9 protein-coding genes and 1 pseudogene are annotated in these 14211 nt (G+C 65.9%); 3 read left to right on the forward strand and 7 right to left on the reverse strand.

Features of this window, described 5'->3' with window-relative positions; genetic code table 11:
• The 3 genes from DFO50_RS17330 to DFO50_RS17340 all read right to left on the reverse strand — a co-directional run.
• The coding region (locus tag DFO50_RS17330) for a hypothetical protein (protein ID WP_146745133.1) at nucleotides 1-3127 on the reverse strand (3127 nt) is incomplete at its 3' end.
• 406 nt (nucleotides 3128-3533) lie between these two features.
• Nucleotides 3534-4841: a guanine deaminase gene (gene guaD, locus DFO50_RS17335; protein ID WP_112692928.1), complete on the reverse strand. Its 1308-nt coding sequence runs from the start codon at nucleotides 4839-4841 to the stop codon at nucleotides 3534-3536.
• Nucleotides 4842-4852: 11 nt separating this feature from the next.
• Entirely contained in the window at nucleotides 4853-6142 is a 1290-nt protein-coding gene (locus DFO50_RS17340) for an NCS2 family permease (RefSeq protein WP_107889071.1), read from the reverse strand.
• 257 nt (nucleotides 6143-6399) lie between these two features.
• On the opposite strand from DFO50_RS17340, the pseudogene DFO50_RS17345 reads away from it, so the two are divergent.
• Nucleotides 6400-6840 (forward strand): annotated as a pseudogene (locus DFO50_RS17345) (YidB family protein); the annotation flags it as partial.
• Between the two features lie 14 nt (nucleotides 6841-6854).
• Here the strand turns inward: DFO50_RS17345 and rlmH are convergent.
• Genes rlmH through DFO50_RS17365 form a run of 4 tightly spaced genes read right to left on the reverse strand, consistent with a single transcriptional unit; the run spans nucleotide 6855 to nucleotide 9394 of the window.
• Complete coding sequence (gene rlmH, locus DFO50_RS17350; protein ID WP_028499438.1) at nucleotides 6855-7325, reverse strand: 23S rRNA (pseudouridine(1915)-N(3))-methyltransferase RlmH; 471 nt, start codon at nucleotides 7323-7325, stop codon at nucleotides 6855-6857.
• Between the two features lie 22 nt (nucleotides 7326-7347).
• Nucleotides 7348-7740 carry a ribosome silencing factor gene (gene rsfS / locus DFO50_RS17355; RefSeq protein ID WP_036386070.1) on the reverse strand — a complete coding sequence of 131 codons (393 nt, stop codon included), beginning with the start codon at nucleotides 7738-7740 and terminating at the stop codon, nucleotides 7348-7350.
• A complete protein-coding gene (nadD, locus tag DFO50_RS17360) occupies nucleotides 7741-8412 on the reverse strand; it encodes a nicotinate-nucleotide adenylyltransferase (RefSeq protein WP_233495300.1) in 672 nt (223 codons plus the stop codon).
• Nucleotides 8396-9394 carry a DUF2804 domain-containing protein gene (locus DFO50_RS17365; RefSeq protein WP_036386065.1) on the reverse strand — a complete coding sequence of 333 codons (999 nt, stop codon included), beginning with the start codon at nucleotides 9392-9394 and terminating at the stop codon, nucleotides 8396-8398. The genes nadD and DFO50_RS17365 overlap by 17 nt, the downstream gene beginning before the upstream one ends.
• 119 nt (nucleotides 9395-9513) lie before the next feature.
• On the opposite strand from DFO50_RS17365, the gene DFO50_RS17370 reads away from it, so the two are divergent.
• Together DFO50_RS17370 and aceE are read left to right on the forward strand one after the other, a co-directional pair.
• Nucleotides 9514-10956: a M48 family metalloprotease gene (locus tag DFO50_RS17370; RefSeq protein WP_107890303.1), complete on the forward strand. Its 1443-nt coding sequence runs from the start codon at nucleotides 9514-9516 to the stop codon at nucleotides 10954-10956.
• Between the two features lie 564 nt (nucleotides 10957-11520).
• On the forward strand, nucleotides 11521-14193 hold the full coding sequence (gene aceE, locus DFO50_RS17375; RefSeq protein WP_028499433.1) for a pyruvate dehydrogenase (acetyl-transferring), homodimeric type: 2673 nt from the start codon (nucleotides 11521-11523) through the stop codon (nucleotides 14191-14193).
• Nucleotides 14194-14211 lie beyond the last annotated feature (18 nt).

The following is a 14211-nucleotide window of genomic DNA, read 5'->3' on the forward strand; positions in this document are numbered from 1 at the left end:
GCTGGCGCAGGGCGACGAGGTCATAGGTCGAGCTGCCAAGCCTGGCTTCGGGCTGGCCATGCCGGCTGCCGACCAGGCGGAAGCCGAAGCCGGCCCGGTTGCCGGGCATGTCATCGCTGAAGCGGGCGAAGCGCTGTTCCAGTGTGCGCAGCGGCTGCAGTGAGGAGGCGATGCCGGCGCCGGACAACTGGCGCAGCGCGTGACCGATATCAGTTGCCGAGCCCAGTTCCAGGCTGTGGAACAGCGCGCTGCCGTCGTAGCCCCGTTCCAGCGCCGCAGCGACCGGATGCAGTGCCGCATCGGGGACCAGATCGCGGTAGTCGTTTTTGATCAGGGTGATGCCGATATCGCCATCGGCGTCACGGTAGGCCTGTGCCCGCCAGGCGGCATTGCGCGAGGTGATCCGTTCGATGCCGTCGATGCGCTTGCCGCGCAGTACCTTGCTGAAGGTGGCGTGCCTGAGGCTGCTGCCGGTGGCGAACCCGGTGTCGACGGTCACGCCGCTGGCATCGAGATGTCCGCCGTCCAGCGTACCGGCGCCGCCGTCCGGCCGGGTGCCGATCACGTAGCCGGCCAGCGACTGTGCATGAGCGGCGGCCGGGGCGGCGACAGGCAGGCCGTTGTGGTCATAGTGCGGGCTGTCGTTGCCGCGGTGATCCGATTCGTCGTCAGCCGGAACGCTGGCTTCGCTGCGAAACTGCAGGCCGGCTGTATTCAGGCTGATGTCCTGGTCACGGGTAGAGGCGTCCCGGTATGTCTGGCAACTCTGGTCGCCGCAGGAGAGGCTGACCATGCCGCGGTTGACCAGCAAGGCATTGTTCCCGTCAATGCTGAATGCATGCGATTGTCTGGCGTGGACATTGATGATGCCTCCCTGCTCGTTGACCAGCAGCGAGGGGGCCGACCGGGGCCGCGAGCCCTGCCAGCCCCGCTGTGCCATGGCGACCATGCCGACATGGCGTGAGCCGGGCTCCCCAAGGTTGATGATGCCGCGGTTGATCAGCTGCGAGGTGGTGTCGCTGCTCATGGCGACGGCATTGTCGCCGCGCACGGTGATGACGCCTGTCTTGTCGTTGACCAGGTCTGTGATCAGGTCATGGTCGTTGCCGGTCGAGGCCGTGACGGACAGCGCGCTGGTGGCGCCGTGCTCGGCGGTGAAGTCGATGCTGCCGCGGTTGATGAACATCTGCCGCTTGTTGCCGGCTTCGGCCCTGACTGCCGTGTAGCCGCCACGGGTGATCATGCTGCCGACGTTGGATTTTGTCCGGCTGCCATTGTTGTCCCCGCTGCCGCTCAGAACCAGCAGTGCGGTACCGGCCGCGGCAGGCCCGGCCCGCTCCGCCAGGATACGGCCCAGGTTGACGAAGGCGCTGTCGGATGACGCATACAGGGAGCCGTTGCCGGTCAGCAGCATCTGCCCGCCATGCCGGTTGACGAAACGGCCGCCATCCAGGGTCTCCAGGCGGGCTTCCGTGCGGATCTGCCCGTCGTTCCACAGCGTGTTCCGGATCTGCGCGCTGTCCAGCTTCAGCTCGCCGCTGTCGGTGTTGTGCACATGGCCGGACGAAGTCAGGTGCAAAGGATCGAGCCGGCCGGTATTGACGAATATCCCGCCGGCCTTTCCGTCCACACCCAGATGGACATGGCCGGTTCCGGTCGGCCCGGCGGGGTCCGGCGCATCGAGACCGGACGTGTCCGGCAGCGTGAACCGGTAAGTCTGGGTGGCATGGGGGCTGACGACAATGCGGCGCTCGCTGTTTGCACAACTGCTGTTGCCGCAGAGCAGATGGACCTTGCCGCGATTGATCAGGATGGCAGCCGATGGCAGGTTGCCGTCAGGCCGGTGGATCCGGAAAGCGAACGAGTGCCTGGCGAAGACATTGATGACCCCCTCGGTGTCGTTGAGCAGGGTCGAGCGCATGATGACGGCCGGGTGCCGGCCGTCGGGCTTGCCCCAGGCGCCCGCCTCCATCGCGGCCATGCCGAAGTCGGCCGTGTCCCTGACTCCGAGATTGATGGTGCCCCGGTTTACCAGGTGGCTTGCCATGCCGTTGCTGCCCATGGCGACCGCATGGTTGCCGCGGACGGTGATGATGCCTCCGCGGTCGTTGATCAGCGTGTTGAAATTGTTGAATTCAGGGATGTGCAGTGCGCGCGTGGCGCCGTTCTCGGCGGTGAAATCGATGTTGCCACGGTTGATGAACGTCCGCTTCTGGTAGTCGCTGGCCTTGAACGTGACGGCACCGTAGCCGCCACGGGCGATCAGGGTGCCGGTATTCAGTCCCGGCCGGGCGGGCCCGCCACCCTCTGCACTCATCATCAGGATGAAGCGCTCGCTGCGCTGGCCGATGGCATGACGGGCGGTGACGGTGCCGTCGTTGATGAACAGGCTGCGTGCCGTGGCGCGGATCGTGCCCTTGCCGCTCAGCCTGATGACGCCGCTGTGCGCATTGATCAGCCGGCCGCTGCCGGCACCGGTCAGTGCGGCTTCCAGATCGATCGTGCCATGGTTGCGCAGGGTGTGATGAAAGTGGCTGTCCGCCAGCGGATGCAGTGCGATGCGGCCGCTGGGCCCGTTATGCAGGGGACCATGAGCGGCCAGGGTGGTGTCGCTCAGCGTCCCGGTGTTGATGAATGCGCCCTGGTCGGGAATGTGCAGCGTGGCCGAACGGATCAGGCTGATTGGCCGGTACGGGTTCTGCCTGATGGCGCTCGGCAGGGGAAGGACGGGGGGGCTGCCGGTGCCGGGATTGACGGGGGCTCCGATCTGCCGGTCTGCCGGCGCGGACAGGGGAGGATTGCCGGTATCGGGACTGGCCGGGTTTCCGCCCGGCTGGCCAGCCGGTGTGGAGCGGGGCGGCAGGGCGGCGTCAGGCGCGATGTGATTGCCTGCCGGTGCCGACGGCTTGTCCCCCTTCTTGCTGCCAAGCAGCGCGGCCAGTCCGGCCAGCCCGAGTCCGGCTAGACCCAGCCTGGCGGTGTGGATACCGGAGAAACGGAGCGCGGTGTGGCAGGGGCCGGATGCCGGGGCCGCCGCCTCGCAGTTATCGGCCCGGTCATCCCATGTGATGTCGGCGGGGGCCGCATTGGCCGCCGGGATGCCGGCAATGAGGGCCGACAGCGCCACGATGCCGCCTGTCCGGCCAAACCCGGACGGCAAATGCCGCGGGCAGTGCACAGGTCCGGTTTTTCGCTTTCTGGCGCGGTACTGGATTTGCCTGGCAGTTAATCCCGAAAGATAACCATATAATCGCTGCATCGCAGATTCCGTTTCATCATGAAAACAAGGCTGCGAGGCTATACGGTTTGCAAATCGGCGATAAGGAAAGCAATACGTTTTCTTGTCGGGAGTTTTTCTGTTTTTTTATGAGGATGGATGGAATGTCGTTGCCGGTTTTTATTGGGGCGGCGATGAGAAATAACCATGCGGTGCAAGCTTTTTTACTTTTCCGTTTAAATCCCGTTTTTGCTGCGCACTATTTGAAAGGCACTTTGCCGGATCGTGATAATAAACGGGCCGGAAAGCATACGTATTACCCGTTCCGGCAATGCACCTGCTGACCGGCGATATAGGTTGCGGCAATGGCGCGATCGTCACCGAGCGTCATCTGGATGAACAGGGCATCCTGCCAGTCGCGCGCGTATTTCATGCGGTAGGCGATCAGCGGGGTGGACATCAGGTCAAGCACGGCGATATCCGCTTCCATGCCGGCCTCGATCGCGCCGATACGGTCGTCCAGGCCCAGTGCGCGGGCATTGCCGCGCGTGGCCAGGTAGATGGCCTGGGCGGCCGACAGCGGAAAACCGTGGAACTGGGCGGTCTTGTACGCCTCGTTCAGCGTCTGCAGGATCGAGAAGCTGGTGCCGGCGCCGAGGTCGGTGCCGAGGCCGACCGCGACCGGGCGGCGGGCGTCCCGGGCGCGGCGCAGGTCGAAACAGCCGGAACCGAGGAAGAAGTTCGAGGTCGGGCAGTGCACGATGGCGCTGCCGGTCGCGGACAGGATGTCCAGCTCGGCTTCCGACAGGTGGATGCCGTGGCCGTACAGGGCGCGCGGCCGCAGCAGGCCGTAGCGCTGGTAGACGTCGGTGTAGTGGGTACAGGACGGAAACAGTGCGCGGACCCAGGCCAGCTCGTCGATGTTCTCCGCCAGATGCGACTGGATCAGCGTGGTCGGGAAGTCCTGCGCCAGGCTGCCGAGCGCATCGAGCTGCTCCGGGGTCGAGGTCGGGGCAAAGCGTGGCGTGATCACGTATTCGGCGCGACCCCTGCCGTGCCATTTCCCGATCAGTGCCTTCGACTCGTCATACGCGCGCTGCGGCGTGTCGAGCAGCGCTGCCGGCGCGTGGCGGTCCATGCATACCTTGCCGGCCATGATGCGCATGTTGACCCGGGCGGCGGCCTCGAACAGGGCGTCGACCGACTGCGGATGCACGGTGCAGAACACCGTCGATGCGGTGACGCCGTTGCGGTGCTGCTCGCGCAGGAAGACTTCGGCGATTTCGGCGGCATGTGTCTTGTCACTGAAGCCCTGTTCAGCGACGAAGGTGTAGTTGTTCAGCCAGTCGATCAGTTGCTCGCCATGGGCGCCGATCATTTCGGTCTGCGGATAGTGGACGTGGCTGTCGATAAAGCCCGGCAGCAGCACGCAGTCGCGCCAGACCGTGACCGGTACGTCGGCGGACAGGGTCGGCAGGATGTCGGCGGCCGGGCCGACGGCATCGATCAGTCCGTTGGCCATGACGATGACGGCGTCGGGCTCGTAGACCGCACAGTCGGACAGCGCGTGCGTGAACGGATCGTCGCGGAAGGTCAGCATGGCACCACGCAGGGCGGTTTTCATTGGCGGTGTCCTCATTCAATGCAGAAGCGCAGCACGAACAGCGCGGCCACGGCGGCAATCGGCAGGCTGACCTGGCGCCACTGGCCGGACAGGGTCTTGATCAGCACATAGCCGATCACGCCGAAGGCAATGCCGTCGGAGATCGAGAAGGTATAGGCCATGGTGGTGACGCAGGCGATGGCCGGGGCCGATTCGCTCATGTCGTCCCAGTCGATATGGGTCAGGCTGCGCAGCATCAGCACGGCCACGAACAGCAGCGCCGGTGCGGTGGCGTGGGCCGGGATCATGGCCGCCAGCGGCGCGAACCACAGCGACAGCAGGAACAGCAGGCCGATAACGACCGCGGTCAGGCCGGTGCGGCCGCCGGCGGCGATGCCGGTCGTGCTTTCCAGGTAGGACGTGGTGCTGGACGTGCCGAGCAGGGCGCCGATGGTGATGGCGGTGCTGTCGGCCAGCATGGCCTGCTTGAGGCGTGGCAGCTTGCCGTCGCGGTCGAGAAAGCCGCCGCGCTCGCCGATGGCGATCAGCGTGCCCGAGGTCTCGAACAGGTCCATCAGGAACAGGCTCAGCACGATGCCCAGCGTGGCGCTCTGCAGTGCGCCGCCGATATCGGCCTGCAGCCAGGTTGGCGCCAGTGACGGCGGGGCGGAAAACACGCCGCCGTACGGTGTCAGTCCCAGTGCCACCGAGACCGCCGTCACCGCGAGGATGCCGATCAGGATCGCGCCGCGCACGCCGAGCTTGTCGAGCACGACCATCAGCACGAAACCGCCCATCGCCAGCAGCGCCTGCGGCGAACCGACCTTGCCGATGGCGACCAGCGTATCCGGGTTGCCGACCACGATGCCGGCCGTGGACAGGCCGAGCAGGGCCACGAACAGGCCGACGCCGGCAGCGATCGAATGCTTGAGGCTGCGCGGGAACGCGTTGACGAACCATTCGCGGATGCGCAGGCCGCTGACCAGCACGAACAGGCAGCCGGATACGAACACGCAGCCGAGCGCGACCTGCCATGGCAGACCCATGCCCTTGACCAGGCCGAAGGTGAAGAAGGCATTGATGCCCATGCCCGGCGCCTGGCCGATCGGGTAATTGGCCAGCAGGCCCATGATCAGCGAGCCGACGGCAGCGGCCAGGCAGGTGGCGACAAAGGCGGCGCCATGGTCGATGCCGGCCTGCGACAGGATGTCGGGATTGACGAACAGGATGGCCGACATGGTCAGGAAGGTAGTCAGGCCGGCCAGGATTTCGCGGCGCACGGTCGTGCCGTTCGCCACGAGCGAAAAGTATCGTTCGAGCATGGAGGAGGTGATGGGCTGGTGGCGGAATTCATCGTAGCCGACAGGCGGGGACGATTCCGGAATGCATCCGTGAAACAGACGGACGCCCGATGGCGGCGCCGGGGGGCGCCAGGCAGCGCAACCGGCGGGAAATCCGGCGCGCCGCAGTCAGGGATTGCGATCGGCTGCGAGTATAGCGACTGACTGTCCCGGCGTCAGCGGGCGGCGCATTGTGCCAATAGCTTCTACACTGGGAGCGGAGCGGCCCGCGTGCCGCGTGCATGAAAACCGGGAAAGGAAAAACCATGGGACTTCTGGACGGATTGTTGCAGTCGGCCGGCGGGCTGCTGGGCGGGCAGCAGGGTGAGGGCGGCAATGCACTGGCCGGCATCTCCGAACTGATCCAGCAGCAGGGTGGCCTGGGGGGACTGGTGGAAAAGTTCCAGCAGGGCGGGCTGTCGGACGTGGTCGGCAGCTGGATCGGTACCGGTGACAATGCACCGGTCAGTGCCGAGCAGATTCAGCAGATACTCGGCAGCGAACAGGTCAGTGCCCTGGCGGCGCGCTTCGGTGTCGACCCGCAGCAGGCATCCGATCTGGTGGCGCAGTATCTGCCGCAGGTGGTCGATACGCTGACACCGAACGGCGAAGTCGAGGCCGGCAGCGGCGACCTGCTGTCGCAGGGACTGGGTGCGCTGTCGGGGCTGTTCAAGCGCTGAGATGAGCCGGAAGGCTACTCGCGGTGGTACGGGTGGCCGTTCAGGATGCTGACCGCGCGGTAAATCTGCTCGGCCAGCAGCACGCGTACCATACCGTGCGGCAGCGTCATGGCCGACAGCTGCAGCAGCAGATCGGCACGCGCCTTCAGTTCGTCCGACGTGCCGTCGGCACCGCCGACCACGATGGCGATATCCTGGCCGTCGCCGAGCCAGCCCTTGAGACCGTCGGCCAGCTGCATCGTGGTCCAGGCCTTGCCGCGCTCGTCGAGCAGCACCAGCTTTGCACGCGGCGGCAGCGCGGCGACGATGCGCGCATGCTCGGCGGCGATGCCCTTTTCTGCCGTGACGCCGGACCCGCGCTTCTCCGGCTTGATCTCGCGCAGTTCGAGCGTGACCTCACGCGGCAGGCGTTTCGCGTAGTCGGCGTAGGCGTCGTCAACCCAGCGCGGCATCTTGGTGCCGACGGCGAGCAGTGTGATCTTCATGACTGTTGCGGCGTGACGGGACTCAGACCGCTTTCCAGTCCTTGCCCGGGATCGGCGTGAACACCGGCTTCTGGCCGCCCCACAGCGCTTCGAGGTCGTAGTAGTCGCGCACGGCCGGCAGCATGACGTGGATGACCACGTCACCGGCATCGACCAGCACCCATTCGCCGCTCAGCTCGCCTTCGGTGCCGACGATGTCGACGCCGTTTTCCTTCAGCTTCACATGCACGCTGTTGGCCAGCGCCTTGACCTGGCGGTTCGAGTCGCCGGTGCAGACCACCAGGCGGTTGAACAGCGACGTCAGCTCGCGGGTGTCGAGGTTGACGATTTCCTTGCCCTTCACATCTTCCAGCGCCTCGACGGCGAGGGCGGCAATGGCGTCGGAACTGGGGTAAGCGGTTGCGGTTTGATTCATCTAGATACTTTCAATTCGGTAGAGCCGGTGTCGGCGGATGTAGCCCAGGACGGCGGGCGGCAACGCCCCCAACCCGTCCCCGCCCGCAGCCAGGTCGGCGCGGATGGCGGTGGCCGATACGTCGACCGGCGATAAAGTCAGGGCGCGGATTCTACCCGCGGCAGGAAAATTTGCAAAATCAGTCGCTTGGCGCGACTGCCACAAGGCGTCCACGGCAGGTGGCAGCGGCAGGGTCCCGAAGCCCGGACGGGCGGCGACCGCCAGGTTGGCCAGCGTCAGCAAGTCCTGCCAGCGATGCCAGCGATCGAGGCCGGCCAGCTGGTCGGCGCCGATCAGCCACCACAGCGGCCGCGACGGCCCGACTTCGCGGCGCAGCGCCGCCAGCGTATCGACGGTATAGCCGCTGGCGCCGGGCGCCAGCTCGCGGGCATCGATATCGAGCCCCGGCTCGTCGGCCACTGCCAGCCGGGCCATGGCCAGCCGATGGACGGCGGACGCATGCGGTGGCGGGCGGTGCGGCGGCACCCCGGACGGGACCAGGCGCACGCTGTCCAGCGCCAGCTCGTCGCGCAGCGCGCACGCCAGCCGCAGATGGGCGCTGTGGATCGGGTCGAAGGTGCCGCCGTACAGGCCGATGCCGGCCGGCCTGGCCGGCTTACCAGCGGACATCATGGTCCTCGGTCACGCCGGCCAGGCCGCGGATGACTGACACGGCGCCGTCGGGACCGGCGCGCAGGCTGCCGCTGAACGTGCCGACCGGCTGGACATAGCGGGTCGATGCCAGCACCAGATTGCGGTCCTCATGGCGGGCGCCTTCCGGGCTGAAATGCAGATCGACCAGCCCGTCGCGGTCGCGGATGCGCCATGGTTCGAGCGGGTCGGTGCCATGCTCGATGCTGACCGGGCCGACCGGTATCAGCCGGCCATCCATCCACAGCGCGTTTTCCGCCTCGCCCAGATAGCCCTGCTGCAGATTCAGGCCGAGGCGGCCGTCAAAGGCGCTGGCCCAGCGCCAGCGGGTATGACGGGCCAGCAGCCCGCTGGAGTGGTCAAGCGATGCCACGGCACCGTCGAGCGAATAGCGTTCGCCACCGGCGTCGACAAAGCCGCTGAGTGCCAGTCCGCCGGTCTTGTGCGTGACATGCGCGATCCCGCCCTGCGGCACGGCGATCACCGACAGTACCGGTGGCAGGGGGGCCGTCGGCAGGTGGGCGGCCAGGCGCAGCCCGTCGGCGCTGACCGCCAGTTCCAGCCGGTCGGGATGGCGGACGAAACCCAGCCGGACCGCCCCGCGCGCATAGTGCGCGTCGCCGAGTGGCGTATCCGCCACATGTGCGTGCAGGCCGGGCAGACCGTCGCTGGCGCAGGCGGCGACCATGCGCCGGCTGCTGCGGTCGAACACGTAGCAGAAGCCGGAAGCGATCCAGCCGGCGTCGACGACCGCCATGCCGACGAAGAAGCGCGGATGGCTGATGCCGGCGTATTGCCAGCGCTTGTGCCGCAGCCGCCGGCTCAGACGGGCGAACGGGGACAGGGCCAGTGCCGACCAGCCGGTATCGGCGATCAGACCGGCGTAACGACCGCAGCGCGGCTGTCCGGCATCGTCGGTGGCACGCTCCGGTGCGGGCGGGAAGGAAGAGGAGAAGCCGTTCATGCGCAGGCGGATCGGAAACGGGAATGACCCCGAGTGTACCCAGATTGGACGCGGCTGCCGTGGCGAAAGTCGTCTTCGCGGCAAGACTGATGACCGGTTTGGCGGCTATGATTGACCGCATGAGAACATCGTCCGCCCTCCTGCTGGCTTGCCTGCTGGTCAGCCCGACTGTCCCGGCCCAGATCCTGCTGCCCGATCTGGGGGATTCGGCGCAAGCCGGTTTTACCAGCAGCGACGAAGCGCGCGCCGGCCGCGACGGCTTCCGCTGGCTGCGCGAGAACAATGCCCTGCTTGGCGATGCCGAGCTGGATGACTACCTGAGGCGGATGTCGGTGCGGCTGGCCAATTCCAGCCCCGACCCGGCCCAGCATTACCGGCTGTTCGCCATCGACGACAACCAGATCAACGCCTTCGCCATGCCCGGCGGCTATATCGGCATCCATACCGGGCTGATCGTCGCGGCACAGAACGAAAGCGAACTGGCCTCGGTCATGGCGCACGAAATGGCGCACGTGACCCAGCACCATATCGCGCGGCAGATGGAGCAGCGCGGGCTGGGCAACCTGATGGCGCTTGGTGGCATGCTGGCCGCCGTGCTGGCCGCCAGCGCCGGTGGCGGCGCCAACGCGGCGATTGCCGCCGCGACTGCCGGCCCGGGGCTGGCGATCCAGAACCAGCTGTCGTTCAGCCGCGACTTCGAGCGCGAGGCCGACCGCGTCGGCATCCAGACGCTGGGCAAGGCCGGTTTCGATTCCCGGGCGATGGGCAGTTTCTTCGAGCGGCTGCAAAAGACCAACCGCATCAACGACAACAATGCGCTGGCTTTCCTGCGTACCCACCCGGTGACCTCCGAACGGGTGTCCGACGCCGAGAACCGTGCGGCCAGCCAGCCGGCACGGATGCCGGCCGACTCGGTCGAATTCCTGCTGGCGCGGGAGAAGTCCCGTGTTGCGGTGATGGAACCGCTGGCGGCGGCACGCTTCTACCGCGATGCGATCCGCGATCGCCGCTATGTCAGCGAAATGGCCCAGTGGTACGGGCTGTCCGCTGCCCTGCTGGCACAGAACGACATTGCCGGCGCGCGGGACGCGAACCGGCGGGCGGCCGCGCTGGCCGGCCAGCCGAATCCGTGGCTGATCGGCCAGGAAGCGGCCATCGAACTGGCGGCGCGCAATTACGATGTGGCGGCACGGCTCTACCATGACGGCCGGGCGCGCTTCCCGGATGCGCCGGCGCTGGCCTATGGCGAGATCGACAGCCTGATCGCCGGCAAGCGGCTCGATCCGGCCCGCGACCTGGCCGAACGTGAAGTCACCCGCCGCCCGGACAGCGCCGTGCTGTGGCAGCGGCTGGCGCGCATCTACGCGGACCGCGACGTGATGCGCTACCACTTCGCACTCGGCCAGCAGTTCTATTACGAGGGCAATTATCGTGCGGCGCTGGAGCAGTACCGTTTCGCCCGCGATGCCAGGGGCGATGATTTCTACGTCCGTTCGCGTATCGACGCCCGCGTCGACGAACTGACGCCCATCGTCAAGGAAGAAAAGAACGAACGCCGTTAAGACTGCTGATGTCAGGTGGGCACCGACGGTCACCGTGGCGTCGGTGCATGCCCGACAGACAGGATCCGTCGTGGGCACGACAGTCCGCCTGACTGGATCCAGCCGCTTCCGCCTCCAGCGCCGCGCTTCCGTCGCGGCGTTTTGCTGCCGACCCCCTTGGCGTGTTCGACAATCCGGTTATAGTGACGATTGTGTGGCGAACACGCTGCATTTGCGGATGCGGTGACAATTTCTTTCGCAAAGCAACATTGCCGCGCCAAAGGGTCAAAAGCGGAGGCAGCGGGCTCCGGGGCAGTGAAAAATGCTGTTGTACTGGCAATTATTTGCTGAAATGTTCGGTTTTGCCGCGCTGCAGCGCAACATGACGGGTGTCGTTGCCGTCGACGTGACTGGTTGACGTGAACGAAAACGGCTGCAAAAAAAACCGACTTGCGACACAATCCGGTGTACAAAAAACGACATAAGCTGTTCGTTTCCAATCATTACAAATTCGCGCAACACGCGATTTCGCTTTCCGGCGGAAGACTGACGCCAGCCGGATAACTCGTTTGAGGTGGATGAGACATGACCGAACCCCTGCACAACGACATCGACCCGCAGGAAACCCAGGAATGGCTGGAAGCACTGCAATCGGTGCTTGCCAGCGACGGCGCCGAGCGCGCCCATTACCTGCTGGAACAAATGGTTGAACGTGTGCGCCGCCAGGGCGCGCACCTGCCGTTCGACGCGACGACGGCCTACCGGAACACCATTCCGGTCGGCAAGGAAGTGAAGTCGCCCGGCAATCACGAACTCGAACACCGCATCCGCTCGATCATCCGCTGGAACGCGATGGCGCTGGTGCTGCGCGCCGGCAAGAAGGATCTCGAGCTGGGCGGCCACATCGCCAGCTACCAGTCAGCCGCGACGCTGTACGACGTGGGCTTCAACCACTTCTGGCGTGCGCCGAACGAAGAGCAGGACGGCGATCTGATCTATGTGCAGGGGCACTCCGCGCCGGGCATCTATGCGCGCGCCTTTATCGAGGGCCGCCTGTCCGCCGACGCGCTGGACAACTTCCGCCAGGAAGTGGACGGTCATGGCCTGTCGTCGTATCCGCACCCGTGGCTGATGCCGGACTTCTGGCAGTTCCCGACCGTGTCGATGGGCCTGGGCCCGCTGATGGCCATCTACCAGGCCCGCTTCCTGAAGTATCTGGAGAGCCGCGGGCTGGCGCGTACGCCGGGACGCCGGGTCTGGGTATTCTGTGGCGATGGCGAAATGGACGAGCCGGAAAGCCTGGGCGCGATCGCGCTGGCCGCACGCGAAGGCCTCGACAACCTGATCTTCGTGGTCAACTGCAACCTGCAGCGTCTGGACGGCCCGGTGCGCGGCAACGGCAAGATCATCCAGGAACTGGAAGGCGACTTCCGCGGCGCCGGCTGGAACGTGCTGAAGGTTGTCTGGGGCAGCCGCTGGGACCCGCTGCTGGCGATGGACACCCATGGCCTGCTGAAGAAGCGCATGGACGAGTGCGTCGACGGCGACTACCAGACCTTCAAGTCCAGGGACGGTGCCTACGTTCGCGAACATTTCTTCGGCAAGTATCCGGAGCTGCGCGAAATGGTCGCCAACATGTCCGACGACGAGATCTGGGCGCTGAACCGTGGCGGCCATGACCCGCACAAGGTCTATGCGGCCTACCACGAAGCGACCACCAATGCGCGCGGTCGCCCGACCGTGATTCTGGCCAAGACCATCAAGGGCTACGCGATGGGTCGTTCCGGCGAGGCGCAGAACATCGCCCACCAGGCAAAGAAGATGGATATCGACTCCATCCGCCGCTTCCGCGACCGCTTCGGCATTCCGGTGACCGACGAGCAGCTCGAACACGAAGTTCCGTACTACAAGCCGGCCGACGACAGCCCGGAAATGCAGTACATGCGCAGCCGTCGCGGCGCGCTCGGCGGCTACCTGCCGTCGCGTCTGCCGGTCAAGGCACCGATGGCGATTCCGGGCCTGCACGTGTTCGACGCGCTGCTGAAGAGCAGTGAAAGCCGCGAATTCTCGACCACCATGGCCTTCGTGCGCATGCTTGGCGTGCTGCTGAAGGACAAGAACATCGGCAAGCAGATCGTGCCGATCGTGCCTGACGAGTCGCGTACCTTCGGCATGGAAGGCATGTTCCGCCAGTACGGCATCTGGTCCAGCCAGGGCCAGAACTACGTGCCGCAGGATGCCGACCAGCTGATGTTCTACAAGGAGTCCAAGGACGGCCAGATGCTGCAGGAAGGCATCAACGAACCCGGCGCGATGTCGTCGTGGATCGCTGCCGCCACCTCGTATGCGAACCATGGCATCCCGATGGTGCCGTTCTACATCTATTACTCGATGTTCGGCTTCCAGCGCGTCGGCGACCTGGCCTGGGCGGCCGGCGACCTGCGCGCCCGCGGCTTCATGCTCGGCGGCACCGCCGGCCGGACCACGCTGAATGGTGAAGGTCTGCAGCACGAGGACGGCCACAGCCACATTCAGGCCGGGCTGATCCCGAACTGCGTGTCCTATGACCCGACCTACGCCTACGAACTGGCCGTGATCCTGCAGGATGGCCTCAAGCGCATGTATGTCGAACAGGAAGATGTGTACTACTACATCACCCTGATGAACGAGAACTACACCCACCCGGCGCTGCCGGAAGGCGATGCGGCGATCGACGGCATCCTCAAGGGCATGTACCTGCTGAAGGCCGGTGCCGACAGCGAACTCAAGGTCCAGCTGATGGGCTCGGGCACCATCCTCAACGAAGTCATCGCCGGTGCCGAGCTGCTGCGCGACGATTTCGGCGTCAGCGCCGATATCTGGAGCGTGACCTCGTTCAACCTGCTGGCCCGCGACGGCCGCGAAACCGAGCGCTACAACCGCCTGCATCCGGTCGCGACCGCTCGCCAGTCGTTCGTGGAAACGCAACTGGGCGGACGTCAGGGCCCGTGCGTGGCTGCAACCGACTACATCCGCGCCTACGCCGACCAGATCCGCGAATTCGTGCCGGGACGCTACACCGTGCTGGGCACCGACGGCTTCGGCCGTTCGGACAGCCGCGCCAACCTGCGCCGCTTCTTCGAAGTCGACCGCTACCAGGTCGCCGTGGCGGCACTGAAGGCGCTGGCCGACGAAGGCCGGATCGATGTCGCGCGGGTCGAGGAAGCCATCACCAGATACGGTATCCAGGCCGACAAGCCGGCCCCGTGGACGGTATAAGCGGGTAAGGGATGAACC

This window comes from Microvirgula sp. AG722 (assembly GCF_003269145.1).
Classification (GTDB): domain Bacteria; phylum Pseudomonadota; class Gammaproteobacteria; order Burkholderiales; family Aquaspirillaceae; genus Microvirgula; species Microvirgula aerodenitrificans.